At 58.3% G+C, this 26537-nt stretch carries 27 protein-coding genes; all 27 read left to right on the top strand.

Annotation, left to right across the window (positions count from 1 at the left end):
* Positions 1–2 precede the first annotated feature (2 nt).
* On the top strand, positions 3–719 hold the full coding sequence (locus tag RS75_RS13135) for a TIGR02594 family protein (RefSeq protein WP_045021200.1): 717 nt from the start codon (positions 3–5) through the stop codon (positions 717–719).
* Positions 720–746: 27 nt separating this feature from the next.
* Positions 747–1034: an NAD(P)+ transhydrogenase beta chain gene (locus RS75_RS13130; protein WP_200893635.1), complete on the top strand. Its 288-nt coding sequence runs from the start codon at positions 747–749 to the stop codon at positions 1032–1034.
* A gap of 14 nt (positions 1035–1048) precedes the next feature.
* Entirely contained in the window at positions 1049–1420 is a 372-nt protein-coding gene (locus RS75_RS13125) for a hypothetical protein (protein ID WP_152643131.1), read from the top strand.
* 22 nt (positions 1421–1442) lie between these two features.
* Positions 1443–1658, top strand: coding sequence for a hypothetical protein (locus RS75_RS26655; RefSeq protein ID WP_160297188.1), 216 nt, complete (start codon positions 1443–1445; stop codon positions 1656–1658).
* On the top strand, positions 1655–1897 hold the full coding sequence (locus tag RS75_RS26650; RefSeq protein ID WP_052679681.1) for a hemolysin XhlA family protein: 243 nt from the start codon (positions 1655–1657) through the stop codon (positions 1895–1897). The genes RS75_RS26655 and RS75_RS26650 overlap by 4 nt, the downstream gene beginning before the upstream one ends.
* Positions 1887–2387: a DUF1804 family protein gene (locus RS75_RS13110; RefSeq protein ID WP_045021080.1), complete on the top strand. Its 501-nt coding sequence runs from the start codon at positions 1887–1889 to the stop codon at positions 2385–2387. The genes RS75_RS26650 and RS75_RS13110 overlap by 11 nt, the downstream gene beginning before the upstream one ends.
* Complete coding sequence (gene terL / locus RS75_RS13105; RefSeq protein WP_045021078.1) at positions 2384–4042, top strand: phage terminase large subunit; 1659 nt, start codon at positions 2384–2386, stop codon at positions 4040–4042. Before RS75_RS13110 ends, terL begins: the two co-directional genes overlap by 4 nt.
* Positions 4039–6951, top strand: coding sequence for a phage portal protein family protein (locus RS75_RS25625; RefSeq protein WP_084686856.1), 2913 nt, complete (start codon positions 4039–4041; stop codon positions 6949–6951). The genes terL and RS75_RS25625 overlap by 4 nt, the downstream gene beginning before the upstream one ends.
* Positions 6952–6963: 12 nt before the next feature.
* Entirely contained in the window at positions 6964–7428 is a 465-nt protein-coding gene (locus RS75_RS13090; RefSeq protein WP_045021076.1) for a phage virion morphogenesis protein, read from the top strand.
* A 280-nt stretch (positions 7429–7708) separates the two neighbouring features.
* Positions 7709–8824: a hypothetical protein gene (locus RS75_RS13085; RefSeq protein ID WP_045021074.1), complete on the top strand. Its 1116-nt coding sequence runs from the start codon at positions 7709–7711 to the stop codon at positions 8822–8824.
* An 18-nt stretch (positions 8825–8842) separates the two neighbouring features.
* Positions 8843–9181: a capsid cement protein gene (locus RS75_RS13080; protein WP_045021073.1), complete on the top strand. Its 339-nt coding sequence runs from the start codon at positions 8843–8845 to the stop codon at positions 9179–9181.
* Between the two features lie 12 nt (positions 9182–9193).
* Complete coding sequence (locus RS75_RS13075; protein ID WP_045021070.1) at positions 9194–10144, top strand: major capsid protein; 951 nt, start codon at positions 9194–9196, stop codon at positions 10142–10144.
* Positions 10145–10156: 12 nt separating this feature from the next.
* Positions 10157–10690, top strand: coding sequence for a hypothetical protein (locus RS75_RS13070; protein WP_045021068.1), 534 nt, complete (start codon positions 10157–10159; stop codon positions 10688–10690).
* Positions 10691–10792: 102 nt separating this feature from the next.
* Positions 10793–11221 (top strand): gp436 family protein, encoded by a 429-nt coding sequence (locus tag RS75_RS13065; RefSeq protein ID WP_045021188.1) that lies wholly within the window; start codon positions 10793–10795, stop codon positions 11219–11221.
* Positions 11212–11640 (top strand): phage tail terminator protein, encoded by a 429-nt coding sequence (locus tag RS75_RS13060; protein WP_045021067.1) that lies wholly within the window; start codon positions 11212–11214, stop codon positions 11638–11640. Before RS75_RS13065 ends, RS75_RS13060 begins: the two co-directional genes overlap by 10 nt.
* A complete protein-coding gene (locus RS75_RS26645; protein ID WP_160297187.1) occupies positions 11637–11801 on the top strand; it encodes a hypothetical protein in 165 nt (54 codons plus the stop codon). The genes RS75_RS13060 and RS75_RS26645 overlap by 4 nt, the downstream gene beginning before the upstream one ends.
* Positions 11794–12729 (top strand): phage tail tube protein, encoded by a 936-nt coding sequence (locus RS75_RS13055; RefSeq protein WP_045021066.1) that lies wholly within the window; start codon positions 11794–11796, stop codon positions 12727–12729. Before RS75_RS26645 ends, RS75_RS13055 begins: the two co-directional genes overlap by 8 nt.
* A 48-nt stretch (positions 12730–12777) precedes the next feature.
* Positions 12778–13152, top strand: a complete 375-nt coding sequence (locus RS75_RS13050; RefSeq protein ID WP_045021065.1) for a hypothetical protein — start codon at positions 12778–12780, stop codon at positions 13150–13152.
* 104 nt (positions 13153–13256) lie between these two features.
* Entirely contained in the window at positions 13257–13523 is a 267-nt protein-coding gene (locus RS75_RS13045; RefSeq protein WP_160297186.1) for a DUF1799 domain-containing protein, read from the top strand.
* The gene (locus tag RS75_RS13040) at positions 13520–17260 is read left to right on the top strand and encodes a phage tail length tape measure family protein (RefSeq protein ID WP_045021064.1); all 3741 of its coding nucleotides are present in this window, start codon (positions 13520–13522) and stop codon (positions 17258–17260) included. Before RS75_RS13045 ends, RS75_RS13040 begins: the two co-directional genes overlap by 4 nt.
* Positions 17254–17676: a hypothetical protein gene (locus tag RS75_RS13035; RefSeq protein WP_045021063.1), complete on the top strand. Its 423-nt coding sequence runs from the start codon at positions 17254–17256 to the stop codon at positions 17674–17676. Before RS75_RS13040 ends, RS75_RS13035 begins: the two co-directional genes overlap by 7 nt.
* Positions 17673–18197, top strand: coding sequence for a hypothetical protein (locus tag RS75_RS13030; protein ID WP_045021062.1), 525 nt, complete (start codon positions 17673–17675; stop codon positions 18195–18197). The genes RS75_RS13035 and RS75_RS13030 overlap by 4 nt, the downstream gene beginning before the upstream one ends.
* Entirely contained in the window at positions 18194–18640 is a 447-nt protein-coding gene (locus RS75_RS13025; protein WP_045021061.1) for an NlpC/P60 family protein, read from the top strand. The genes RS75_RS13030 and RS75_RS13025 overlap by 4 nt, the downstream gene beginning before the upstream one ends.
* Positions 18640–21987 (top strand): host specificity factor TipJ family phage tail protein, encoded by a 3348-nt coding sequence (locus RS75_RS13020; RefSeq protein ID WP_200893634.1) that lies wholly within the window; start codon positions 18640–18642, stop codon positions 21985–21987. Before RS75_RS13025 ends, RS75_RS13020 begins: the two co-directional genes overlap by 1 nt.
* 7 nt (positions 21988–21994) lie before the next feature.
* On the top strand, positions 21995–24442 hold the full coding sequence (locus tag RS75_RS13015) for a hypothetical protein (RefSeq protein WP_045021060.1): 2448 nt from the start codon (positions 21995–21997) through the stop codon (positions 24440–24442).
* Between the two features lie 69 nt (positions 24443–24511).
* On the top strand, positions 24512–25291 hold the full coding sequence (locus tag RS75_RS13010) for a CatB-related O-acetyltransferase (protein ID WP_045021059.1): 780 nt from the start codon (positions 24512–24514) through the stop codon (positions 25289–25291).
* 284 nt (positions 25292–25575) lie between these two features.
* A complete protein-coding gene (locus RS75_RS25105; protein ID WP_052679680.1) occupies positions 25576–26166 on the top strand; it encodes a hypothetical protein in 591 nt (196 codons plus the stop codon).
* The last annotated feature ends 371 nt before the right edge of the window (positions 26167–26537 follow it).

Here is a 26537-nt window from a genome sequence, read left to right as displayed (position 1 = left end):
TTATGAATTTTGATCAATGGTTGATCTGGCGCTTGCGACTTCACGGCGCTTATGCAGGCAGCATGGATGGTGCGCACGGTCGCGCCGTCATCGACGCCATCAAGAAATTCCAGTTTGCAGAAAAGCTGCCCGAAACTGGCAAGGCGGATGCCGCCACGGTCGAGGCGTTGCGCAAGCAACCGGGGCTTTCGATGGTGAAGGTGGAAGCGCCGAAGCAGCCAGTAGAGCCGGTCTGGATGCGTGAAGCCCGCCGTTACATGGGCCTGAAGGAAATCGCAGGTCCGAAATCCAATCCCGTCATTATCGGTTGGGCCAAGAAGCTCGGTGGCTGGATCGCGAGTTATTACACCGACGACGATATCCCGTGGTGCGGTCTTGCTGTGGCGAACTGGATTTCCACGACGCTGCCCGGAGAATTTCTGCCATCCAATCCCCTTGGTGCCCTGAACTGGTCAACGTTCGGACGTGATGTGCCGGTCTGCATTGGCGCGATCCTCGTCTTCAAGCGTCCGGGTGGCGGTCATGTCGGCTTCTATGTCGGTGAAGACCGCACCCATTATTATGTTCTCGGCGGCAACCAGAACAATTCGGTTTCTATCACCCGCATCGAAAAGAGCAGGCTTGTCGCCTCGCGCTGGCCCAAAACGGGTGAAGCGCCGATTCCCGGTCGTGTCCAGTTGTCCGCGACCGGCGCGCCTATCTCCCGTAACGAGGCATAACCCGTGACAGCAAAGCCGACTTATCGCATGTCCAAACGCCAGATTTGGGCCTCCTTCTGGCTCGCGTGGCTCATCGTCATTTATCTGGTCTGGAAAGGCGCGAACGGCAGCGAGCAGGCAGTTTCACTCGCGGGCACCGTGGTTCCATCCATGATGATCCTGATTGCTGCTCTTCTCGGGGTGCATCGTTTCGCCGGAAGCCTCGACTTCGCCGCCTCACAAGCCTCTTTCCCGCCATCCGCACCGCCTTCGCCTTCCCCTTTCGGCTACGATCCTCGCGACGATCCGAACTCTTCTTCGGGAGAAACCCCATGATACCGGCGTGGCTTATGAAGGCGGTCGCGCCGGTTTTCTCGAAGGTGTTCTTGCCGGTACTGATCGTTGCCGTTCTGATTTTTGCGGGCTGCTACGCCTTCAATCGCGGAATGGAAAAGCTGAACGGGATGTTTGCCGATATCAGGCAATCCGCTGTTGCCGAACGGGACGCCAATTGGACGGCCGAGATTGAAAAATCTAACGCCGAACAGGCGCGCAAGGATGCGGAACAGGCAGTTGAAGCCGTTCGGATCAGTGCCGAGACGGCAAGGATTATTGCTGACCAGCGTTCCAGACTACTCACCTTGGAGAAAGCCAATGCGGCTCTACCGAACGGCAATAGCGTTGGCCTTGATCGTGGCCGCGTCCAGTTGCTCCCAGACTAACCCGCCAACGCCGCAACCTGTCGTGCGTACGGTCCATGTCACCCCGGCCTTGCCCTCTGAAGCGCGGATGGAATGCCCCAAGCTTTCCGCCAAGCCGCAGAGCGACATGACGCAACAGCAGGTTTTCAGCAATTGGGCCGCAGATCGCACGGCCCGCAATATTTGCGAGGAGCGTCGGAAAGCTGCCGTGGCGGCCGTCGATGCTTCCGCGCTACATCAGGGGAATGCCGCCAAGTGACGGAACTCAATCTGCAAAGTGCGCGCACCGAAAAGGCCCATGACAGGCTCGACGTGGTGGAAAAGCGCGTCAACGATTTGGAGAAGCATAGCGCCGTCACCGACGAGCGCATGAACAGCATCCAGAAATCGCTTGGCAAGATCGACAACAATACGAGCTGGATCATTCGCCTCATCATCGGCGGCATCATCCTCGCCATCATGACATTTCTTGTGAAGGGGGGCTTCAATGTCCAGTGAACAGGATAAGCGCCGCAAGGCGCGCGCCGATTACGTCTATCGCCGTATGACCGGTGCCACGATCTCCATGACGCTGAACATCAGTCAGGCCACGTTCGGGCGCTGGAAGAAGGTCGCCAAGGAAGCCGGCGACGATTGGGACGTTGCCCGCACAGCCTCCATTATTGCGGGTGAAGGCATCGAAACCGTTGTTTCCACGGTGATCGAAGATTTCATGATTATGGCGCAGTCGGTGCTTGAGGAAATCAAGAACGGCGATTTGCGACTTGATCAGAAGGTGAAAAGTCTGGTCGCGCTGGCGGATGCCATGACCAAGATGACCACCAGCGCCGGAAAGCTCGCGCCGAAGATTTCGGAATTGGGCGTTGCCCAGGACGTGATGCAGTACCTCGTGGAATTCGTCCGCGAGAATTTCCCGCAGCATGTGGCCGCGATCCTCGAAATCATCGAACCATTCGGTGCAAGTCTCGCGCGCCGTTACGCATCATGATCAGAAGACCGGTACTGAAGGGCAGAGTCAGCGGCAAGGATTTCAAGGATAACCTTGCCAAGCTGGCGGATGATCTCGCCAGATGGGTCGAGCTTTCGGTTACGGCATTCTCTGCCGATCCGAAGGCCAAGGCCGAACGTCTGGCGAAGGTGAAAGACCCGGAAACCGGCTTTCAGTATTTCTTGGAAACCTATCTGCCTCACTACGTGAAAGGCGAACACAGCCTTTTTCATCATGCGATCTTTGCGCGTGTCCCGGAAATCATCGCCAGCGACAAGGGCGTTAGAGACCTGTTCATAGCGCCACGCGGATCCTCGAAATCCACGCACCTGTCGCTCGGCATGGCGCTCTACTGCATTTGCCTTGGTTACAAGCGTTACATTCTGGAGGTTTGTGACGTTTACGAGCAGGCCGTGTTGCTGGTCGAGGCGATCAAATCGGAGCTGACCGAAAACCCGCGTCTTTCTAACGATTTCCCCGAAGCCACCGGCCAAGGCCGCGTCTGGCGCGAAGGCGAGATCGTCACCGCCAATAATATCCGCGTCGAAGGTCTGGGCGCTGCCAAGAAAATCCGTGGCCGTCGCCATGGTCCTTATCGTCCTGATCTGATGTTCTTTGATGATCTGGAAAATGACGAGGCCGTGCGTTCGCCAGAGCAGCGCAAGAAGCTGGAAACGTGGATCAACCGCGCCGCCCTGAAGGTTGGACCGCCTGACGGTTCCATGGACGTGGTATGGGTTGGCACCGTCCTGCATTATGATGCCGTCCTTGTTCGGGCTGCGAAAACGCCCATGTGGCGGGTTGCCGAGTTTCAGGCTGTCATTCGCTTTCCCGACCGGATGGACCTTTGGGACAGGTTCGAAGAAGTCTATCAGAATGACGGCGAGGAAGCCGCCGTTGCGTTCTATGGCGAGAACAAGTCCGCCATGGACGCGGGCGCTGTCGTCAACTGGCCTGCCGTGCAGCCGCTTATCAAGCTTATGCTGGAGCGCGCATCCGACCATGACAGCTTCGCGACCGAGTATCAGAACAAGCCTATCAACGAGGCCAGCCCGTTCAAGGATTTGACATTCTGGGTGCAGCGGTTGCCCGACCTCGTCCATTTCGGCGCTGTCGATCCATCGCTCGGAAAGAAAAGCAAGGGCCGCGATCCGAGCGCGATCCTCGTGGGTGGGTTCAATCGCTTGCATGGCACAATGGACGTGTTGGAAGCATCGATCCGTCGTCGCCTGCCGGATATCATCATCGCTGACGTGATCGAGATGCAGCGGCAATATCACTGCATGTTGTGGTTTGTCGAAGCGATCCAGTTTCAGGAGTTTTTGCGCACAACCCTCATGGCGACCGCAGCCAAGCAGGGTGTTGGCATTTCTGCCGTACCGATCAATCCTACCTCCGACAAAGACTTGCGCATCGAGCGCCTTCAGCCGCCCGTTGCTGCCGGTTTGATCCGCCTCAACAGCACGCAACAGACCTTGATCGACCAGCTCCAGCAGTGGCCGAACGCCGCCCACGATGACGGCCCCGACTGTCTCGACATGCTCTGGCAGAACACCTTGCATTATGCCGGCGGCGTTGGTGCAGCCGGTGGGCTTGGCATCCAATCATCCACCAATGACACCCGCTCCGATGGCTATGGGGACTACCGACTATGAAATCCACGACCAAAGCTGCCACCGAGCAACCGCGCAAGAACCTGCCTGCCAATGCCACCAGCCTGATTGCCGATGCCAGAAACGATATCACCATTCCGTTCTACAGCGGCGCGCTCCAGCATCAGGACGATACGCTGCTCCAGCGTGGCGGTGGCAAGGGTCTCAAGATTTATGATGAGATCGAGCGCGATACCCATGCCAGCGCCATGCTTGCCAAGCGCAAGAAAGTGCTGGTGGCCCGCAATTGGGAACTGAAGGCGTGTTCGGAAACGCCGCTCGATATCGCTGCTGCCGATTTCTGCCGCGAGGTTATCAACGATCTGCCGTTTGACCGCGTCTGCGAAGATTTGCTGGATGCAACGCTGAAAGGCTTTGCGGTTTCGGAAATCATCTGGATGCGCAAGGGTAATCGGATCGTGCCGGAAAAGATCGTTACCCACGATCAGCGCCGCTTTTCGTTCGGTGAGGATTGGCGTCCACGCCTTCTGACGTGGACGAACATGCGTGATGGCATGGAACTGCCGGAGCGAAAATTCATCGTCCACCGTTTTGGCGTTAAAGGAAACAACCCTTACGGCCTTGGCCTTGGTTCGCGACTGTTCTGGCCGGTGCTGTTCAAGCGTGAGGGCATTACCTTCTGGCTGCACTTCCTCGAAAAGTTTGCCAGCCCGACTGTCATCGGCTTCACGCCCTACGGCACCCTGCCGGAAGAGCAAGCCAAGCTGATGAACACCTTGCGGCAGTTGCGCAGCAGCTCGGCGCTCACCGCCCCGATCGGCACCGATATCAAGTTTCTGGAGGCTGCTCGCAGCGGCTCCGTTTCCTATCAGGAATTCCTGCAATATTGGGACAAGCAGATTTCGATCTGCGTTACCGGCGAAACGCTGACAACCGACATCGGCAACAGCGGTTCGCGTGCGGCTTCCGAAACCCACGCCGAAATGCTGGAATTGCTGGTCGATAGCGATGCCGACCTTCTGTCGGGAACGCTTCGAGAAACGCTGCTGGCATGGCTTGTCGAATATAACTTCCCCGGCGCTGGTATTCCCCATATCTGGCGAGTGCGCGCCAAGAACGAAAAAGACGCTGCAGAAGTCGGCAAAGCGAAGGCAGAGGCGGCAACCGCCATCAACGATGCGCTCATGGCCGTACTGGCGACGGCCGGGCAGATTGATGACGATGAATTCGCCCGCGAATACATCACCTCTTTCGGCTTGACGGACCATCTGTCGAACACGGCTATCGACAGGCTTGTGGAAGCCCGTTTCGCCTTCATGGAAGGAGGCAAGCGCGGTCGCGACCTGCGCAAGCTGGCCGAAGAAAATTCGATGTTTGCGGCATTGTTTGCCGCCGCACCTAAAAAAAAACTCCAGCAGCATGACCACGACGCCAGTTTTGCTGAAGAAAACGGCCGGATAGAAACGCTATCCGACCAGCTTGAAGAGGCGGTTGAACGGCATTTCAATCGCCGCCTCGACGCGATCCGCAAGGCGCTGGATGTTCCCGATTTCGCATCGGCGCAGAAGGCAGTTCTGTCGCTTGCCGCCGTCTGGTCTCCTTCAGCGCTGGCAACACAGATCGGTGACGGTCTCGAACTGGCGGCATTGCAGGGACGCGAAGCCGCCTTTCTCGATGGCGAGATGGAAGATGATTTCGCAGACGCCGATGTCATCAACCAGCCCTTCCGCGAACAGATCGACTTTTTCCGGCAGAAGCGCGTAAAGCCCACGAAAGCGTGGACCGATGCCCTTCGCGGCGTCCATGACCGCGCCTTCGTCATTGCCGGTGCGACCGATACCGACATGCTGACCGACTTCCAGAACGCCATAGCCAGGGCGATGGAAGAGGGCACCGGCCTTGAACAGTTCCGCAAGGATTTTGACAGGATCGTTCAGCGATACGGCTGGCAGTACAAGGGCGAACGCGGATGGCGCACCCGCGTCATTTTCGAAACCAATATGCGCACTGCCTATATGGCCGGTCGCCTGAAGCAGATGCGCGATCCTGATGTGGTGCAGCTCCGGCCATATATGGAGTATCGCCACGGCGAAACCCGACAGCCGAAAATACCGCGTCCGTTCCATCAGGCTTGGCACGGCCTCGTTCTGCGGCATGACGATCCATGGTGGGATACTCATTTTCCGCCGAACGACTGGCTGTGTTCCTGCGGCGTCCGGTCCCTGTCGCTTGCTGATCTGAAGCGCCGGGGCAAGGATGGGCCCGATACGGCTCCCGGCGATCTGGCCGTGCCGCTGATCGATCCCGTTTCCGGCAAGCTGATCGAGCAGCCGCAGGGTATCGGTTACGGTTGGGATTACATGCCCGGCGATCTCTGGGAACGTGGATTGGTGCCTTCCGCTTTGATGAACGAAGGCGGCGTGACTCTGGAAAACCCGCTTCAGCCTGTCGAGATCGACGTTGCCGAATCTGTCGAGTCTCTACTGAAGCGCTCGAAACCCTTCAAGGCAAAGCCGCTGCGCGACGGCGTCTCGGGTGAGGAAAATATCCGCTCATTCCTAACGCCGTTTGGTGCCGATCTCGATCAGGCGGTTTTGTTTGAGGACAAAGCCGGTCACAAGCTCCCGATCTCCGATCAGCTTTTCCGTGGTGGTGACGACATCCTGACTGGCGATCACGCGACCCTTGCACCGTTGCTGGCTGAAGCGATGATGGACCCCGACGAAATCTGGATCGGCGTTGCCCGCAGGCATGACAAGAGCGGTGATGCGCCAGACGAGCTGGTTGCGAATCGGCGATACGTGCGTGCTGACCTCAAGTCGGGTCTTATGATTGCAGTCGAAATGGGCGAGCGCTTTTGGAGTGCTGTTGTTGCTCGCGGTCGGGACCAGATGGGCGCACTGGACATGAGACGCAACGGCAAGCTGGTTTTCCAACGGTCCAAGAAATAGGCGGGGCGGCAGATGAGCGGTGTCAGTTTTCAGGTAACGTTGGATGACGAGGCGGCGCGGCTGCGGCTAGTTGAGCTTGTCGAACGCATGGACAACCCGCGTGGCTTCTACAAAAACGTGGGCGAACTGCTGCTGAATTCTGTCGGTGACAACTTCGACAATGAGCGCGGCCCGGATGGGCAGCGATGGCGCGCCCTATCGCAAGTGACGCGCGAGCTGCGCCAGCGCAAATACGGAAACAGCCCTTTGACGATCCTGCGCGTCACCGGCGCGTTGCGGGGTTCGTACAATTACGTCGCAAGTGACGAAGACGTGCGGATCGGCACGTCCAAGATACAGGCTGCACTCTTGCATTTCGGCGGGCAGGCCGGACGCAATCATAAAGTGACCGTCCCGGCTCGGCCGCAAGTTGGCGTCTCAAACGATGACGAGCGCGAAATCGGACGGATGGCAGAAGAGTGGTTGTCGTCGGAATGAGGGTCTGACAAAAACGCCCGCTGAGGCGTTTCGCGGACCATTGGGCGGCGGATATACCGATTTTGACTTTGCCTAGCGTTAGAGGCGCGTTAGAAATCGAATATGACCGCATCCCGGTCCATGTGTCGCCTTACGGATGTGTATCCACCTTGAATGGTGGCGCAAGATAGCGCATTTTGGATTTTGCCGCTCCCTGTCGTCGGGACGGAACTAACTGCCTTTCTAATCATCGCGCCCAACAGCGCATTGTGCCTTTCAGTTATCGCACTGGAAGGTTCACATGGCAGACGCCAAGCCCATTACCGCCCGTATCGAGGTTTTTCGCAGCGGCACATTCATTCCGATGAATGGCCAGCAGCTTTCCTTTTCCGCAGCCGATCTGAAGGCAATGGCTGACGCTTACGATTACGCCACGGCCCCTGCGCCGGTCGTCGTCGGTCATCCGAAGACAGACGCCCCCGCATTCGGCTGGGCGCAGAGTTTCGAGTATGACGCCACTGCCGACCGCCTTTATGCGAATGTCGGTGAGATCGCCCCGGCCTTTGCCCACGCTGTCAAAAACGGCACCTACAAAAAGGTGTCGTTGTCGTTCCACCGCCCTGACGGTGCAGCGAACCCGGTTCCGGGCACATGGTATCCAAAGCACGTCGGTTTTCTTGGCGGTGCTGCCCCTTCCGTGTCCGGGTTGAAGAACGTCCAGTTCTCCGACGCCAGCGACACGGTCGAGGTGACGGCTGATTTTGGCGAACGCGGTTTCGAGGAAACTGCATCTTTGCTGCGCAGCCTGCGTGATTTCTTCATCGAGAAATTCGGAATGGAGGCCGCCGATAAGGCTTTGCCTTCCTACAGCATCGAATGGCTTCAGGCGATGGAGATCGAGAAGCCGGTTCGCCAGCCATCCTTTTCCATCCCGACCACACCCAAACCCAAGGAACCGCCCGTGACACATTCCGATCCGGCTTTCGCGGCTCGCGAAGCTGAACTCAATACCCGTGCCGAAAATCTGAAGAAGCGCGAACGGGAAATCGCCAACGCCGACAACGTTGCCTTTGCGGAAACGCTGGTGACAGGCGGCAAGCTGTTGCCGGTATCGAAAGACAAGGTCGTTTCAATCCTCAACGCGCTGTCCGGCGCTGACACTCCCGTTTCCTTCTCTGAAGGCGAAACGGACGTTCCGGTCCTTCAGGCGATCCGTGATGTTCTGACCGCTCAGCCGAAGGTCGTTTCGTTCGGCGCTGACGATCTGCCCGCTCTCGGCAGTGAAGGTGACGCGTCGTTCGCGGCGGATGGTCAGGCCGTGGACCGTGACCAGCTCGACACCCACAACAAGGCGAAAGCCTACCAGAAATCTCACCCCGGCACGGCGTATCTCGATGCCGTGAAGGCTGTTTCCTGACCTGAAGGGTTTCCGCACATGCAGTTTTTCCAAGACGTTCTGTCGCTGACGGCAACAGCGACCACCACTTTCGACGCGTTCGATCTGGTGGACTTCAACGACGCCAAGATCACGACCGACGATCAGCCGGTGAAGGGCGTTGCCAAAAACCCGGCGACTGAGATCGGCATGGACGTGTCCGTTCTCGCCATCGGTGTCGCCCGCGTTCGTGCCCGTGGTGTCATCACGAAGGGCGCGAAGCTGATTTCCGCTGCGGCCGGTGGTGTGAAGGTGGCTCCGCCCGACGCCGTCAACGTCTTTTCGGAGGCACTCACGGCCGCCGCCGACAACGAATTCGTTTCCATCCTCGTTCGATAAGGACCGCTTTTCATGAGCTTGAACAATAAAACGGCGGCTGTCGTCGATCCGATCCTTTCCACCCATGCTCGCGGCTACCGCAACAGCACCTTCATTTCACAGGAGCTGTTTCCCCGCGTTACGATCCCGAACCGTTCGATGCGCGTCATCAAGTTCGGCAAGGAAGCCTTCCGCGCTCTCAATACCCGCCGCGCTCCCGGCGCCAACAAAAAGCGCATCCAGTACGGCTACGCGTCCGACCCTGTTTCACTCGCCCAGGACGCGCTTGAAGGCGTCGTGCCGGTCGAACATCAGGAAGAAGCCGAAAGCGTTCCGGGTATCGATCTGGCTGCGGGTGCCATCAACATGTCGCTGGATGCCGTCGATCTCAACCTTGAGATTGAGGCATCAGGTCTGGCCCGCAACACGGCGAACTATGACAACAACCATAAGCTCGCGCTGACGGGAACGGATCGCTGGAAAAGCGACGACAGCAATCCCAAGGCGGATTTCGACGCAGCCAAGGAAGTCATCCGCCAGTCTATCGGGCGCTATCCCAATACGCTCGTTCTCGGCCCCACCGCAAAGAATGCTCTTTCCAACCATCCGAAGATCAAAGAGCAGTTCAAATATACGTCGAAAGACAGCATCAGCCTCGACATGCTGGCTGCCTACTTCGAGGTCAAGAAAGTCGTTGTCGGTGCGGCGATCTATCTGCCGGAAACCTCCGACGACAACGCGCTGGCGAACGATGTCTGGGGCGATGACGCCATTCTGGCCTACGTGCCGGAGGCGGGCGACAATTTCCAAGTGCCGTCCTACGCCTACACCTACGAGCTTCGTGGTTATCCGCAGGTGAACCAGCCGTACTTCGAGAACACCACCGACTCGTGGATTTACCCGGTCAAGGTCGAGCGCCGCCCGATCCTCGTCGGGGCTGAAGGCGGCTTCCTCTTCAAGGACGCTGGCGCACCGCCGGCATAAAAGGGTGATCCGATGAACGATACGAAAATCGACGTTACCCTGACCGGCCCTGCCAAGGTCAACGGTATTCGTGAACCGGCAGGGAAAACCGTCAGCGTCTCTTCGACGCTGGCACTTCAGCTCGCCGCCTCCGGCGTTCTCGATCCGGCGCTTGCCGAGCAGCTTTCGCGGGCGCTCGACATGTCGGACACGGCATTGGAAAGCGATTTCCAGCAGGCTGTCGAAGATGCCGCCGCAGGTCGGATCGAGGTGATGAAGGCAGAAAACCTGCTCGAAGTTGCCACGCTCGAAAATAAGCTCTTCGACCTGACGAAAGAGACGGAAGAACACAAGTCCGCGTGGGAAAAGGCGCTTTCTGATCTCTATGACAGCAGAAAAGAGCTGACGGCCGAACGCCAGAAGGTTGCGGGTTTCGAAACCGAGCTGGCGGCCGAGAAGCAGGCCAGAACCGACGCGGACGGCAAGCTGACCACGGCGCAGGCCGAACTGGCGAAGCTTACCGAGAAGGCGGCGACCACGCCGAAACCCGCCGCCGCCAAGAAATAAGGTCCGTTCCGAAGCCTAGCAAGCCGGACCTTTCGAGCGGGGTGGCCACCACATCCGCCCCGCTCGTTTCCACCCCATTTTTCTAACGCTCTGGTGCCGCCCGTGACCTATGCCACGCTTGACGATCTGATTGCCCGCGCCGGTGAGGATGAAATCCGGCAGATTGCCGACCGCGACCGTGACGGCGAAATCGATCCCGTTGTGATTACTGAGGCGTTAGAACATGCCGACAATCTGGTGAACGGCTATGTCGGCACGAAATACGCCCTTCCTCTTTCACCCGTTCCCGATCTCGTCCGCACATGGGCAATCGATATTGCGCGCCACCGCCTGCATTATCAGGGGCCGCCTGACTACGTGCTGAAGGACTACGAAAAGGCGCTTGCCTCGCTTGAGCGTGTCGCAAAAGGTTTGATTTCCCTTCCCGTCAGCGGTGCTGAAACACCTGCATCCAGCGCTGGCACCGTCATGTTTTCCGCGCCGGATGAAGTTTTCGACGCACGCGGTTTGAGGGGCTGGAAATGTTTGTAAGCATTATCGAGCGCCTGAAGGCCACGGCTCCTTCGCTTGCAAGCGTGGAATTTGCCGAAGACCTAGACGTTGTCGCCAAAGGCGTCCAGCGTGCCAGCACCACGACATTCGTTGTTCCGCAGCCTGAGAAGGCCAGCCCGAACCGACTGGCAACCGGCCACCGCCAGCTCGTGCAGGTGCGCTTCCTCGTCGCAACCATCCTGCGCTATCACAGCGACAATACCGGCAGGATGCGCGCTGAAGAATTCGACCGGTTCAAGGGCGAGATTGAAGATGCCCTGACCGGCTGGGAACCGACCGATGCAAGCGACCCTTGCTCGCTGGTCGGGACTGAACCCACCCCCATGCCCAACGGCGTGACGATCTTCGTCGGCATCTGGGAAACATCCCGATACCTCACAGACAAGGACACTCCATGAACCAGCCGACCAGCGGCGGGCAGTATGTCCGCGACCCCGAGACCGGCGAGCTTACGAAAGTAACAGGTGCGGCCGCAGAGGCTCCCGCCGCCGCTTCCGAAACCGAAACCCCGAAAACGGTCGAAAAGGCCGCTCCCCAAAAACGAGGCCGCAATGTCTGACGATGTACGTTTTTTCCGCAAGCTCGGCATTCTGTCGAAAATCGAAACCGCGCAGGGCGAAGACGCCGAGCCGGTAGCAGCCGATGCAATCATCATGTCGAACGTGACGTTTACACCGCTGACAGGTGAGCGGGTTTCCCGCGATTTGCTGCTTCCCTATCTCGGCAATCAGGGCGTCATCCTCGCCGGTATTTATGGCCGCCTCGAAGGTGATCTTGAACTCGCTGGCTCGGGCGTTGCCGGGACGCCACCGAAATACGGCTCTCTCCTTCGCGCCACCAATTTTGCCGAGACCATCACCGCCGGTGTGAAGGTCGATTACACCATCATCGAAGAGAATTCGGAGACGGTCACGATCTACTTCATCTCCGACAAGGTGCAGCACATCTTCGTTGGCGCGAAGGTGAATTTCGCACCGAACTACCAGCCGAAAAACTACCCGAAATGGCGCACCACCATTGTCGGCATGCTCGGCACGATCACCGATATCGCCGCCATGCCAGCGATCAGCAAAGCAGGCTGGGCAAAGCCGGTCCACGTCAGCAAGGCAAACACCCAGATGTCGCTGCATGGCTGGCCGTCCGTTGCTGAAAGCCTGTCCCTCGATGTCGGTAACACGCTGACGCCGCGTTTCCTGATCGGTGATGAAAAGGTCATTATTTCCGACCGTTCCTCCACCGGCACGGCGGTTGTCGAAGCGCGCTCCCTTGCGACAGTTGACTGGTTCAACAAGGCGCTGACGCGGGAAAGCGGCGCGCTTTCCATCACCCACGGAACCGTCGCCGGAAACATTGTCGAGATCACCGCTCCGGCCGTCGAGGTGGGTGAGCCGACACAGGGCCAGACGGACGGCATCTTGAACTATTCGCTGCCACTCGATCTCTGCACGGTCAACGGTCTGGATGAACTGAAAATCACCTTCCGCTGACGCCGACTGCCCTTCCAAGCCCCGAACACCTTCAGGAGTAGACCCGCTATGAAATTCGTTCTTGCAGACACATACAGCTACTGGTGGCCTGTCATCATCCGCGCCCCGCATCCCGACGAACCGGGCAAAATCCTTGAACGCACCCTGAAAGTGCAGTTTGAGCCGCAGCCCCGCGAAGAGGCGATTGCCGCACAGGAAGTCTACGTCACCCTGAAGACGCAGCGTGAGCGTGATGCGCATGAGGCCCAGCAGCTTAAGGCCGTTTGCAAGAACTGGGATGACGTTGTTGATGCGGATGGCGGCGCGGTTGCCTTCACGCCCGACAATATAGGCAAGGCGCTGGAGATCGGTTGGTTCCGCAGTGGCGTCTACCGTGCCTATACCGAAAGCCTGAACGGCGAAGAAGCCCGATTGGGAAACTGAAAGCGGCGGCGCGGGCTTGGGCTTATGCCCAGCTCGGCCGCGCCGATCCCGCCGCCGAGACCAGTCTTGATGAAGACGTGGCGGGACAATTCGAGCGGATGGGCATGGAAATCGACCCCTCCGAAATCACCCCAGCAGAAGACGAGGCATTCAAGGTGTTTGCGCCCAATTGGGAAAGTGTGACCGCATTTCTGGCCTGCGAAACGCAGTGGCGGATGATTGCGGGTGCCGCAAAGCTCCTGTGGCTCGGCTTCGATTACGTGGCGGTCGATGTCGTTATGCGCCGCTATGAATTCTCTAACGCTGCCTTCGCTGATCTTCAGGTCATGGAGCTTGAGGCGCTGTCTGTTCTGAAAGGTGCAAGCGCATGAACAGGCAAATGGAATTCGAACTGATCTTCCGGGCGCAGGCCGCCGCTGCGAAAAACGCCACGAACGATCTTCGCAATGATGTTGCCGCGTTAGGAAACGAGGTCACGAAAACCGCCGCTGCCTTCGACCGGGAAGCGGCCGCGATGAACCGCGACACGGAAGCTGCCCGCAAAAACACCGATGCAACGAACGCGCTGACACAAGCTGAAGCAAAGGCCCGACAGGATGCCTTGGAGGCATCCGGTGCAGTTTCCCCGTCGTCGCCAACGCCGGCGGCGCGCAGACCGCGTCGCAACCCGCTGAGGGAACCACAATCCCCGCCGCCCGCGCCACCGGTCCCGCCTGCGCCGCCAGAGCAACCGCCAGCGAACGATAACGCCCGCCGTGACCGCAACCGTCGGCAGGTTCTCGGCTATCAGGCATTCGACGTTGGTCAGGGTCTCTTTAGCGGCATGCCCATCCCGATGATCATCGCGCAGCAAGGCCCGCAGATTGCGCAGCTATATGCCGGTCAGGGTGGCGCCAATGAAGCTCTGAAGGATTTCCGTACTATTGCCGGTGGCGCGGCCCGTGCCATCACTCCGTTGACGGTTGGGATTGCCGGTCTGGCCGCAGTCGTCGCCACGGGTGCAATTGCCTATGGCGGCTACCTTCAGTCCACGAAAGAAGTCGAGACCGCCGCCTCCGGTCTTGGTCGTGCTGTTGCCGGAAGCCGTGCCGAGATGGAGGCCGCAGCGCAGGCGGGCGCAGCTGCTGCCGGGATTTCGGTATCGTCTGCCCGCTCCATGGAGGCGCAATTCCTGCGCACTGGCCGCATCGGTTCGGAGAACTTCGAAAGCCTGATTTCTGTTTCCAAGGATTTCGGGGCGACCATGGGCATCACCACGGCTGAAGCCGGGGCAATGCTTGCAGAAATGTTTGCCGATCCTGCCAAGGCGGCAGACACGCTGTTCCAGAAATACGGCCTGATCGACGCGGCAACCGCCCGTCGTGCATCGAACCTTGCCGCGCAAAACCGCCAGTCGGAAGCGCAGGCCGTTCTGCTGAAGGCGCTGCCGGATCAGCTCGCCAACGCCAGCGAGGCGACAACCGCGCTCGGCCGCGCTTGGGAATTTGTCGCTCGAAACGCCAGCAACGCTTTTGATAATGTCGGCAGCTTTCTTGATCGCCGCATTTCAGGCCCGACGCTGGACGAGCAGCTCGCAGAGGCTGAGGCAGCGCAGAAGCGGCTTTCCTCCGGTTTCGGTTTTCGCGATCTGCTCAATCCTTTCACAACGGCGGACCTCGTCAGCCCCGCGCGGCTGGAACAGCTTCGGGAAGAAAAGCGTCGTCAGGATGCGGCGACTGAAGAGAGAAACCGGAAATCGGAGGAAATCAGAAGAAGCACTGCCGCCGTCTCGCTCTATGAAGCCTCGCCAGCAAATTCCAGAAATCGGGAGATACAGCGCCTTCGCGAGGAAATAACGACATTACGAAGCGCCGATGACATTAAAACCATTGATGCTGGCCAAAACCACGCCGCTATCGAGGCAAAGACCCGTGCGCTCGATGCGCTGATCAACCGGCAACAGCGATCGGCAGAGTTGGACCGGCTCGACATCCAGATTTCTAACGAGCGCAACCCTCTTCTGCGTGCAGAGCTGGAGGCCCGGCGCACTCGCTTGCAATTAGCGGAGCAGGAAATCTCAACCGAGACACTTGCGGCTGAGGTCGCCCGCGCCCGTAATCGCGTGATCGAAGAAACGATTGCCGCAGCGTCGTCGCAGTCATCCGACATGAAGTCGGAAATCGAAACGCGCCAGCGCCTCAATTCACTGGTGGCGTCTGGCGCGATTACAGCCAGCGACGCAAACCGCATGCTCCAGGAGGAGGTTACACTCCGCCCGTTGATCGCTGCCGCCGCTGCGGCAGAAGGTGCAGAAAAAGAGCGTCTCAATAAAACCGTTTCTGACCTGAAGGGCGGCTATGCGGCTCTGGCAGAAGAGGAAAAACGCGCATCCGTCATGGAATATATGCGCGGCCAGACCGACAAGCTGGAACAACTTCGTCTGGAAAAAGCCCTGATCGGGGAAAACGAGGCAGTTCGCGGGCGCGCCATTGCCATGCTCGATGCCGAGCAGAAAATCCGCAGCATGGGGCTTTCCACCTCCAGCCGCGAGGCCGGTCAAATCCGCGAAGTCGCGCAGGAGCAAGCCAGGCTTACCCGCGAAATCGAAAAGCAGGCTGAAGCATGGGATACGGTTCGCTCGGCCGCTGAAGGCGCTATCGACGGTGGTATCGACAAGCTGATCGACGGTGATTTCGGAGGCGCGCTGGAAAGCGTTGCCAAAGACATCACCGGCATGTTTTCCGAGCTGGCGATCAAGAACCCGATCAAGAATGCGCTGCTTGGTACAGACAATGCCACGATGTCGGACGTGGGCGGGCTTGGCGGCTTGATTTCCGGTCTGTTCGGCAACAAGAGTTCGGACCCTGCCGCCCTCGTGAGCGGGGCTATGGGCCAGTCGGTTGGCAGCATGTCCGTCAGCGCCGCAACCGTCATGATCAACGGCAGTGTCGTCGGCGGCCTTGGCGGCGCATCGTCCGGCCTTTTGGGAGCTGCCAATAGCAATGTTGCGGGTTCGGTCACATCGACCGGCACGGCCGTCGATCTTGCCTCCTCGCTGGTCGGATCGAGCGAAACCGCCAATCGCCTCGACATCAATTCATTTCTCAGTAAGGGCGGCGTCAATATCGATGCGGCACAAACCGCATGGTGCGCCGGGTTCGTCAACTCTGCCCTCAAACAGATCGGGGTTGATGGCAGCGGTTCGCTGACTGCCAACTCCTTTATGAACTGGGGTAGCGCGGTCGATCCGTCGAAAATTCTGCGTGGTGACGTGCTGGTCCAGTCTCGCGGTCTTTCCGCCAGTCAGTCCGGAGGCCATGTCGGCTTTGCAACCGGCCAGAGCCGTATGACCGGCGGGCAGCTCCAGCTTGAAATGCTGTCCGGCAACACCAAAAACAGCGTCGGAACCGGATGGGTCAACGCAACCGATATTCAGGCGCGTCGCGCCACAGAAGCCCTTGGCAGCCTTGCTGGAGCCTCTGGAACCGCCACGCAGGGTCTCGGCTCTTTGGGGGCCGGGTTCGACCAGTTCGGGAAAAACCTGTCGGGCCTATTCCCGTCCGCGCCTTCAGCGGGCGGCGGTGGCGGTATCGGCGGTTTCTTCAGCAAGCTATTCGGCGGCCTGTTCGGTGGCGGTCTCAATCAGTCGATCCTGAAGGCCTCACCTCAGACTGCCGCAGCAATTGCATCGGGTGGTGGCGGTCTTTTCGATATTGGTGGTTGGACCGGTCCGGGCGAGACGAAAGACATCGCTGGTGTGGTTCACGCCGACGAATTCGTATTCTCGAAAAAGGCCGTTCAGAAAATCGGCGTTCCCAGATTGGACGCGATGCACAAGGGCTTGCTGCGCGGGTACGAGACAGGCGGATACACCAGCGGTTCCGTTTATCCGTCCGCCGTGGGTGCGAATTCTAACGCGCTGTCCAGCGGTCGCAACGCGCCCATCATCAACAATTATGGTTCGTCGGAAGTCCAGTACGAGGAGCAAACCGACCAGCACGGCAATCGTCAGCCGGTAATCACCATCGGCCGGCAGATGGCGGCAGCTATACGCCAGCCCGGCAATCCTGCCAATCGCGCCATTCAGGGTGAGTTCGGTGTGAAGCGTCAGGCGGTGCGCCGATGGTAGTCCTCGTCTGGCCTCCCGCACTGCCGCGTCCGGAGCGCAACACATGGCAGTCCGTCCCGCAGGATGCCCGCCTGAAGCGCCGTTCCGATGCTGGTCCGACAAGCTATCGCCGCCGTTTTTCGTCCGCATCAAAAACGGTTTCGATGTCTATCGTTCTCGACCGGAACCAGAAAGAGCTGTTCGACCGCTTTTTCCATCACGACACGAAGGAAGGATCGCTGTTGTTCTGGATGCCCGATCCGACCACGGAAGGCTGGGCACTTGGAACCAGTGACGGCGCGCCGCTGATGACCAGCGACGGCCATCCTATCGTTCTGGCCCGGCGCTGGCTCGTCACCTTCGGCGCAAACCTGCCGACAGAGACCGTGCAGGGAACAGAGTTTCGCAAATCGTTTTCTGTCGAGGTGATGCCATGAGACGGATCAGTTTCAACGCCCGCATGGCGCAGGATGCGCAGGCAACATCGGAAATCTATGTCGCCCTGTTTGAGATCGAGCATCCCGAGCTGGTGAAGCCGATCCGGCTTTCCACCGACAATACCGAACGCCTTTCATCCGATCCTCTCTATTACGGCACCCGTTCGACGTGGCGCGGCGCGAACCCGATCACGGAACCCTTCCTGTGGGTGGTCGCCTCGACACTTCTGCCGTCCGATCAGGAAGACGCTCCAGCGGCCGCAACGCTGATCCTCGAAAATCTGGATCAGGAGATGGTCAATGTGGTGCGCTCCTTCACGACACCCGCAACAATCCACATGGCCGTGGTGCTGGCGTCGTCTCCCAATCTGGTTGAGGCCGAATACACCGACCTCAACATTGTTTCATCCGACATCGATGCCGGGGAAATCTCCCTCACCATTACCCGCGAGGAAATCGAGCTGGAACTGGTTCCCGGTGGCCGGATGTCGGCGCGCACGTTTCCGGGGATGCACAGATGAACGTTAGAAATTCCAGAGCGACATTAGACCATTGGAGCGACCGTTTTGTTGGCCTGCCGTATCGCGAGTTCGGCCGCGACCGCGATGGATGCGATTGCTGGGGCTTGGCCTGCACCATCTACCGTGAAGAACTCGGCATCAATCTGCCGCAGTACCTTGGCTATGCCTCCGTCGAGGAGCACGGCGAAATCGCTGCGCTGGTTTCCGGTGCAACCTCTTCTCCGCTCTGGCTCCCGGTCACCGGCACGGCTGTCGCGTTCGATATCTCCGTCTTCCGCCGTGGCCGTCTGGACACGCATGTCGGTATCGTCGTCCACCACGGCCTGATGATCCACATGGTCGAAGGCGATTGTTCGAAGGTCGAAAGCTACCGATCGGGCGCGTGGGGCCATCGGCTGACCGGCACATACCGCCACGTCGAACTCATTTCGAGGGGGCTTTGATGACGGTTCAAAACGGCGTCATTCCCGTTCTCGCAGCGCCTATGATCGACCCCGCAGCCGGTCGTATTGACATGTTCATGGCCGTTGGCAGCACTCTTGCCGATATCGTCAAAGCAGCACTTCCGGAATTGCAGCCTGCCGACTTCCGATTCTGCCGGGTGGCGCTGGTCAGCGAGCGTGGCTCGATTATCGTCCCGGCCGACCACTGGCGCACCGTTCGCCCGCGTGAGGGCGTGCGCGTCGTCATTCGGCTTCTGCCGGGCAAGAATGCCCTGAAATCCATTCTCCAGATAGTGGTGTCTATCGCCGCAGTCGCACTCGGCCAATTTTGGGCTGCTGGTCTCGGCTTCGCCGCTGGCACTACCGGTTTTGCCCTCGCTTCTGGTCTCATCGGCCTTGGTGTGAGCATCATCGGCAATCTGCTGATCAACGCGCTGATACCGCCACCCAAGCAGGAAACGCTGGAAGCGGAAAACCGCTACACCCTGACCGGCTGGCGCAACCGGCTGGAACCTGATGGCGCGGTCCCTCTCGTTCTCGGAACGGTTCGCTATGCGCCGCCCTTCGGTGCCTACACCTATACTGAAATCGTCGGTGACTGGCAGTATCTCGTCTGCCTGTTCTGCTTTGGCTATGGCCCGTTATCTCTGTCCGGTTTCCGCATCGGTGACACCGATATTTCCGAATATGATGAGGTGGAGCTGCACCCGCGTTATGGCCGTCCCGGCGAAGCGCCGCTTTCCCTTTTCCCGCGCCAGGTCGTGGAAGAAACCATCGGTGCGGAACTGCTCAAGCCGTTCCCGCGCAACGATCTCGGTGAAATCATTGAAGGCAGCGCCGCTGAAGAAGAGCCAGTCGTTAGAACCACGGGTGGCGATGCCTCCGGGGCCAGCGTCATCCTCGCATGGCCTGCCGGTCTCCTGCGCTACAATGATGAGGGCAAGGCCAATGCCCATGTTGTGCGCTTACGCATCGACCAGCGGCCCATAGACGGCGATAACTGGCAGCAGGTGACGGTAATTGAGGTCAACGCCCGCAAGCTGGAAGCCTTCTACCGTCAGCACACATGGGATTTTCCGACGCGTGGCCGCTGGCAGGTTCGCTGCGCCATGGAGACACCTGAAACGACTGACACCAAAATCCAGCAGCGCACCACATGGGCGGCGCTGCAAACCATCCGGCCGGAATACCCGCTGAACTTCCCGCATCCGCTGGCGCTGGTGGCGCTGCGGGTTAAAGCCACTCATCAATTGAACGGGCAGCTCGACAATTTCAATGCGCTGGTTTCGCGCCCTTGCCTCGATTACGAACACACGACCGGTCAATGGATCGAACGGGAAACCAGTAACCCGGCAGCACTTTATCGCTATGTGCTTCAGTCTCCCGCCAACCCGAAAGCCGTTTCCGATTCGGCGATCGATCTGGAGGCACTCGCAGAGTGGCATGACTTCTGCCGTCTGAAGGGCCTCAAGTACGACCGTGCTATTGAGGACAAGTCCACGACGCTGCGCGATCTTCTAACGGAGATCGCCGCCGCAGGCCGCGCCAGCCCGCGTCATGATGGCCTCAAATGGTCAGTCACTATCGACCGGCCGGACAAGCTGCTGGTCGATCATGTCAGCCCGCGCAACAGCTACGATCTGCGCGTGTCGCGTTCCTATGTCGAGCCGCCAGACGGTTTTCGTGTGCAGTTCCTTGACGCCACCAACGACTACAAGGCGGCGGAACGTATCGTGCCGTGGCCCGGAAAAGAGGGCGCGGATATGCTGCTGGTCGAAACGCTCGATCTTTCCGGCAAGACCAGCCCTGACGAAATCTATCGTGAGGCGCGCCGTCGCATGTACGAGGCGATGCACCGGCCAGACGTTTACACGGTCTCGCAGGACGGTCCGATCCGCGTCGCGACCCGTGGCGACCTCGTCCACCTGTCGAGCGACATCATCAATCGCGTCCAGATCGCAGCCCGTATCAAAAGCGTGTCCGGCCGACTGATAGAGATCGATGAGACCGTCACCATGGAAGCGGGCAAGAACTACGCCATCCGCTTCCGCAGCGGCCTCACGGAAGCCGACACCATTGGCGTTTCGGTCGTTCGCACGGTTCAGACCGTTGCGGGCGAACGCGCCTCGCTGATCATCAACGGCGACGGCGGCATGCCGCTTGCCGGTGATCTTCTACATTTTGGGGAGGCGTCCACCGTCGATTACGCGCTTGTCGTCACCGGCGTCGAGGCAGGCGAGGATTTCTCGTCCCATCTCCGCCTGATCGACGCTGCTCCCGTGATCGACCAGCTGGTGGATGCCGAAGACATTCCGGCATGGTCCGGGCGTTCCGGTACCGAGATCGACCAGTCTGGCCTTATACCGCCCGCGCCGCGCTTCACCTCCATCCGATCCGGGGTGACGGGAACCGGCGTGGCGAACCGTATCGACTATCTGATCTCACCCGGCTCCGGCCCGGTCGGCTCGGCATCCTTTGAGATCGATCATCGCCAGATCGGCACGACCGTCTGGACAACGCTGATCATCCCGGCCGCAAACGGTGGCGGCTCGCTGACGGCATATTCTAACGGCACTGGCGTCCATATGCGGGCACGGGCTTTTTCCGCCGCCGGAAAGCCGGGACCGTATACAGCCGTCACGGCCTTTGTCGTTGGCGCAGAGGATGCGGAAATACCCGGTGGCCTGCCGGAAGAAGACATCGCCATTGGTGCGTTGCTCGGCGGCGCAGTCGTCCAGTTCCTCACCAGCGACGATACCGCCGTCACGCGGGTGCAGCTTTATCGCTCCACCTCGTCTTCTCTCAACCGCGACACTGATGCTATCGGCCTGATCGCCGTGGAACCGTCGCGCAGCTTTTCCGTGCCGGTGGGCGATACGACACGGCAGAACCTGCTCACCAATGGCGGTTTCGACAGTGCCGGCACATGGACGCTTGGCACCGGCTGGGAGATTGATTCTGGCAAAGCCACAAAGACGGCCGGGACCGCCAGCGCCGTCACGCAACCACTCGCGGCCACGGCAGGAGCATATTACCGGATCGGCTTCACGCTCTCGACCGTGACAGCCGGAAACATCACGCCTCGCCTGACGGGCGGCACCACGGTCAACGGCTCGGCCCGTACCGCCAACGGCATGTTCTCCGACCGGGTGCAGGCTGTCAGCGGCAACAACACCTTCGACCTCAACGCTTCTGCCACCTTCGCGGGCGCACTGGACGATGTATTCGCCTACCTCGAAACCGCAACCTGCCTTGCGCAGGGCGTCCATTACTTCTGGCTTGAACCCCAAAATTCTGACGGCGTGGCCGGTCCGATCTCCGGCCCGTTCACCGTGACCATTCGATGAGGACATCATGAACGCTCCCGTATCAACCACCAATATCGCCCTCAAAACCGCTGTTTCGGATGAGGTTATTGTCAACCGCGACGGCTCTACTGGTGTGCAGACGACAAGCGACCTTGCACTGCAACTTGCATCCTCATGGCCGCTCCAGATCAGCGGCAATGCTGGAAAGCTGTTCACCACCTACGCCGCGCTCGCTGCCACGGCCCACGGTGAGTTTACGCCTTGGGTCTATGCCGATCCGGACGTCAGCAGGAATGGCATGTATCGCTGGAATGGCGCTGGCTGGGAATGGTCTCTGCCATTGCCCTACAGCTTTCTCATCGCCTCAAATGTCGGAACAGGGACTACTGCTGCCATCAAGGCCACAACGCTCAGCCCGGTATCTTCCGCCGCACTAATCTTGCTCCCTATTGCCGTGGACTATGTCGGAGAGGCAGCCACTGTCAGCTTCAATGGCGCAGCAGCACTCGCTATCAAAACGAACAGCGGCGAGGACGTGCTGCGCCTTGATGGCGGGTCTGTTGTCTATGGTGTGATTTCCGGAGAAACGTTCCGCCTCGCGAATGATGAAGCCATCGCGAGCCTAATTTATGCGGCCCGCGATGAAGCCATCGCGGCTGAAGATGGAGCGCAGTTGGCACAAGCGGGTTCTGAAGCCGCTCGCGATATCGCGGCCGGTTATGCCTCCGATGCCGTCAGCCAAGGCAACGTGCCGATCTACGGAACAGTTGTCGGTATGCCTGAACTCGAAATACCGGCTGGCATTAATACTGTTCGCGTGAATGGAGGGGTTGTGGCTGGTGACGGTAAAGGAGGTATTTACGTCGATCATGACAACGGCAGGTCTGTGGCTTTCGTGACTGCTGGCACAACTTCACGCTCTTGGTATCGAGCGGATGATAGCATTGGAGCCGCTATCTGGAGCGGTGGCACCTTCCGAACGATGCAAGAGCGTGGGCGTGATATATATTGTATCCTTGACGCACCGGGGCAACCTGACCCGTCAGGTAACAACGACAGCACGCTTGCATTAGAAGCTATGGCAGCTTCAGGCGTTAAGGGTGAATTGACAGTTGGTTCATTTGTGGCAACGCGTAAAATTGTATTGAAGCCAGGTGTTGTTTGGGACGGATACAGCGCGCCGACACTAAAATTCAATCTTGCGGACGGTGGATTTATTTTCGACAGCGCATCCAAGATCATTATGGCGGGAAGCGGTCTTAAAGAGCATACAATCGCAGGTGCCACCTCACGCTCCGTGCCTAATCCCGATGCGGGCGCAGCGTATCTTGCTGATAGTGGTACGCGTGGCAACACATACCGAAACGTCGATTATACGCAGCCGTTTTCGGCTGGGGTAATTCTAGACAAGGGCTGCAGATTTAATAACATCGGCGTTTATGCAAACTTTGACGGTTTATTAGGGTACATGGGCAACGACGGCCGACTATCCGACGATTGGGATGTCGGCGTGTGGTCTCGGAACGCCGACTGGGCAGGCGGCGAGAACGGGGTGTCTTATGGACATTGGCGAAAAGCTGCGCTGTTGGTCTCGTCCCATGACATTGGTGACGGGATAGTGCCCTCGGCAGAAAGCCAGCGTTGGACAGGCTGGAAACTGCAAGGCTTCTGGGGGTTATCGATCCGTAGCCCTGAAGCCACGGTGGGTAGTAACTGGGGCTTTGCCGACACTATTTTTCAGAACTGCGATATCCGTTCCCTTTGCCACCAAAGTGGTCACCTAGCTACGTCATCGATCATCCAGACGCCATTCTCCAGCCCATCTGGATGCATCGACATTGCTGGCGCGGTAATGGCTCGGGTAAATTTCTTTGGTGGTCGCCGTATGGGATGGGACGATGTGTGTGACTTCTTCGGACACTGCGAAGAAATATTTTTTGATATGGTCTACGGAGAATCCAAATCAGTAAAAGTAAATGGAAGCGAATTGCCCGGAAGCGTAGGATCAAGGAATGTTGCCTTTGTTGGCGCAGGCCCAATTCTTTACAAGAACAATAGGAAGTTTGCGGTCGACACCACGCCGCATCGGCCTCGTGATGTGGCTCTCCCCGGTCGATACACCGTCGCGGCAACGGGCGTTTTCAATCCCACCATCTGCATCGACGACGATAGTGACGAACAGCGATTTGCAAGCTGGTCAGGACCGAGGGTCGGACGGAACCAAGGTTGGCGCGTCACGAACGAAAACAACACGGTTCTCGCTCAACTCTCTAACGGCGGTATTCTCTCATTCCCCGCAGGTGGGAGTATTCTCTTTCCCACCGCGACCACCACAGAATTGGCTAGTGTGACTAGCCAGATCAATACCGAAAACAAATTCCTCTGGAAGATCGTGTGGAACTCAACTACCGGTATTCTTATGCGCGCTCGCGGAGGTTCAGCTACCGCAAGCTGGGGTGATATGCAGAACGGCAGTACGATCACACCTGCATAGAGTTAGTGGACGGCATTAGGTCATTGGCCGTCCACAGCGGCCCAATGCCCAAAGCCTGAAGGAGTAAAGATGGATATCGCGGCAACCTTACAAGCGCGCAAAATTAGCTTTATGGGAGGCGTCGCGAGTACGAAGTTTGGGTTGGGCTGGCGACGTGATCCGATCATTTTGGAAACCTTTATTCAGTTTAGAGGAGGCCAAATTGATGCGAGGGAAATCGGTGCCTTTACCTATTTGGGCTGTCCAGCCTCGCAGGTATTACACATTGGTAGTATTGGTCGGTTTTGCTCGATTGGCCCTCGCCTGATCGCCGGGCCGAGCGAACACAGTACGTCTATGCTCTCCAGTCATTCACTGCTGACCGGAAATTGGGACCAGCAATGGCCTGAGCTTTCGACGGAGTTTGGAATAACCAAAGATCAGGTGACGGCTGCGAATAACAAGTTGAAAACAGACATCCAAAAGCGAGCTGGCCGTATCAACATTGGTAGTGACGTGTGGATCGGGGATGGAGTGTTTATCTCCCGTGGCGTCACAATCGGCGATGGAGCTGTGATCGCTGCGCGCTCTGTTGTTTCGCAAGATGTTCCGCCATATTCCATCGTCGCCGGTACGCCCGCAAAAATTATCCGAATGCGTTTCGACACATTGGTGGTTGCCCGATTGATGCAACTGAAATGGTGGGAATATGGCCCCGCTATTTTGGCCGATATCGATTGGACATCGCCTTCCGCCTGCCTCGATGCTTTGGAAGCCAGAGTCTTGGACGGTGCTAATAAATATGCACCGGACCGTATTCGGCTTATTACAAATACTGAATATGAGGAAATTCCGGCCTCTCTGACCTAGTTATCAAAAGAGCCATATTCGCGCACTCCTCTAAGTTTTCGTATCCAGAAGGCCGCAGCGCGCCACAATCGCGCTACAGGGTACAGCGATTCAGCTGATGAAAACGAAGTCCGCCGTCAGTTGAAGTCTGTTGATGTGAAAGAACGTAAGGCTATCGTCATCTGGCAGTGCGGCGCGCCTTACGCCTCCAGCCTTCGCCCCCGATTGATTAATCATGTGTCTGCTAAGCCACCGAGTTTACCACAAAAAACGAAACAAGATTTGAGGTCAACGAAGGAGATGAAATGGCAAGGGCAATTATGATCGTGTCATCGGTGGGGATCCCGGACGTTATAGACGTTATCACAGAAATCAATAGCGGCTCTGACCGGGTAGCGGCGGTGGTAGGTGGTGCGCTCGTTGACGAAATTTTGCGGCGAACGCTTCGAAATTGCCTTCGTCAAGATTCGAAAGTGCTTACCGAGGTGTCTCAGGGTAGCGGGCCGCTAGCCACTTTTTCAGCTTGCATTAACATGGGCTATCTTCTTGGCCTTTACGGAAAAGAAGTTAGACACGACCTTCACATAATCCGCAAAATCCGCAACGAATTTGCACACCAGCTAAACGCGACTTTCTCGACACAAAAGATCGCAAGCTTATCGTTATCGCTCCACCTGCCTGAACGGTTCACGGCAGACATAAAGTGTTGCCCCACCACAGAGGAAAAACCTAACCTCACTCCCGAAAGCTTATTGGAGTGGCCAGTTTGGGTTTATCTCCATGACCGGGACCAATCGCTTAAAGACCCACGAGAGCGCTTTATTGCCGGTTTGCAGGTGATCGCTTGGGCGCTTTCCGGAACTGATACCAAACTGAAAATCGGCAGGCTTGGATAGTACTTGTGCGAGGCGCTGAAGAGTGGAGATCAATGTTTTCGTGTCCGGAAGCTAACGCCCATCTGTCCAGAAGGACGCGCCGCGCCACAGCAAAGCGCCACATCCGCACTCCCTCATTCCTGTGCTTGTCACAGGAATCTAGCCAACCCAAGTCTTTGGGTTGAAAGGACTTTCTCGCCACGCAGACGCGTGTCGGCTGGATTCCTGTGACAAGCACAGGAATGAGGGACGCGAGGCACAAGACCAATAAAAAAGCCTTGCGAGGCCGCGGCAGCAGCCTCGCAAGGCATTCCATCCGGTACAGGAAACCGGATGGTGGGGTCTGGAGAGAACCCTTATCCATTCCAGAAAAAACATAGCAAAATCCTGCG

The organism is Rhizobium nepotum 39/7, from assembly GCF_000949865.1.
Lineage (GTDB): Bacteria > Pseudomonadota > Alphaproteobacteria > Rhizobiales > Rhizobiaceae > Agrobacterium > Agrobacterium nepotum.
Note: the sequence above shows the minus strand (reverse complement) of the source record. Positions and strands in the feature narration are given on the sequence as shown.

Bases quoted from the DNA above. Each gene is read 5' to 3' on its own strand.
- RS75_RS25105 (WP_052679680.1), top strand. From the start codon at position 25,576: ATGGCAAGGGCAATTATGATCGTGTCATCGGTGGGGATCCCGGACGTT.
- RS75_RS13075 (WP_045021070.1), top strand. From the start codon at position 9,194: ATGAGCTTGAACAATAAAACGGCGGCTGTCGTCGATCCGATCCTTTCC.
- RS75_RS13045 (WP_160297186.1), top strand. From the start codon at position 13,257: ATGGAAATCGACCCCTCCGAAATCACCCCAGCAGAAGACGAGGCATTC.
- RS75_RS13070 (WP_045021068.1), top strand. From the start codon at position 10,157: ATGAACGATACGAAAATCGACGTTACCCTGACCGGCCCTGCCAAGGTC.
- RS75_RS13110 (WP_045021080.1), top strand. From the start codon at position 1,887: ATGTCCAGTGAACAGGATAAGCGCCGCAAGGCGCGCGCCGATTACGTC.
- RS75_RS13085 (WP_045021074.1), top strand. From the start codon at position 7,709: ATGGCAGACGCCAAGCCCATTACCGCCCGTATCGAGGTTTTTCGCAGC.
- RS75_RS25625 (WP_084686856.1), top strand. From the start codon at position 4,039: ATGAAATCCACGACCAAAGCTGCCACCGAGCAACCGCGCAAGAACCTG.
- RS75_RS13050 (WP_045021065.1), top strand. From the start codon at position 12,778: ATGAAATTCGTTCTTGCAGACACATACAGCTACTGGTGGCCTGTCATC.
- RS75_RS13060 (WP_045021067.1), top strand. From the start codon at position 11,212: ATGTTTGTAAGCATTATCGAGCGCCTGAAGGCCACGGCTCCTTCGCTT.
- RS75_RS13030 (WP_045021062.1), top strand. From the start codon at position 17,673: ATGAGACGGATCAGTTTCAACGCCCGCATGGCGCAGGATGCGCAGGCA.
- RS75_RS13080 (WP_045021073.1), top strand. From the start codon at position 8,843: ATGCAGTTTTTCCAAGACGTTCTGTCGCTGACGGCAACAGCGACCACC.
- RS75_RS13015 (WP_045021060.1), top strand. From the start codon at position 21,995: ATGAACGCTCCCGTATCAACCACCAATATCGCCCTCAAAACCGCTGTT.
- RS75_RS13055 (WP_045021066.1), top strand. From the start codon at position 11,794: ATGTCTGACGATGTACGTTTTTTCCGCAAGCTCGGCATTCTGTCGAAA.
- RS75_RS13010 (WP_045021059.1), top strand. From the start codon at position 24,512: ATGGATATCGCGGCAACCTTACAAGCGCGCAAAATTAGCTTTATGGGA.
- terL (WP_045021078.1), top strand. From the start codon at position 2,384: ATGATCAGAAGACCGGTACTGAAGGGCAGAGTCAGCGGCAAGGATTTC.
- RS75_RS26645 (WP_160297187.1), top strand. From the start codon at position 11,637: ATGAACCAGCCGACCAGCGGCGGGCAGTATGTCCGCGACCCCGAGACC.
- RS75_RS13035 (WP_045021063.1), top strand. From the start codon at position 17,254: ATGGTAGTCCTCGTCTGGCCTCCCGCACTGCCGCGTCCGGAGCGCAAC.
- RS75_RS13090 (WP_045021076.1), top strand. From the start codon at position 6,964: ATGAGCGGTGTCAGTTTTCAGGTAACGTTGGATGACGAGGCGGCGCGG.
- RS75_RS13025 (WP_045021061.1), top strand. From the start codon at position 18,194: ATGAACGTTAGAAATTCCAGAGCGACATTAGACCATTGGAGCGACCGT.
- RS75_RS13135 (WP_045021200.1), top strand. From the start codon at position 3: ATGAATTTTGATCAATGGTTGATCTGGCGCTTGCGACTTCACGGCGCT.
- RS75_RS13130 (WP_200893635.1), top strand. From the start codon at position 747: ATGTCCAAACGCCAGATTTGGGCCTCCTTCTGGCTCGCGTGGCTCATC.
- RS75_RS13020 (WP_200893634.1), top strand. From the start codon at position 18,640: ATGACGGTTCAAAACGGCGTCATTCCCGTTCTCGCAGCGCCTATGATC.
- RS75_RS13125 (WP_152643131.1), top strand. From the start codon at position 1,049: ATGAAGGCGGTCGCGCCGGTTTTCTCGAAGGTGTTCTTGCCGGTACTG.
- RS75_RS13040 (WP_045021064.1), top strand. From the start codon at position 13,520: ATGAACAGGCAAATGGAATTCGAACTGATCTTCCGGGCGCAGGCCGCC.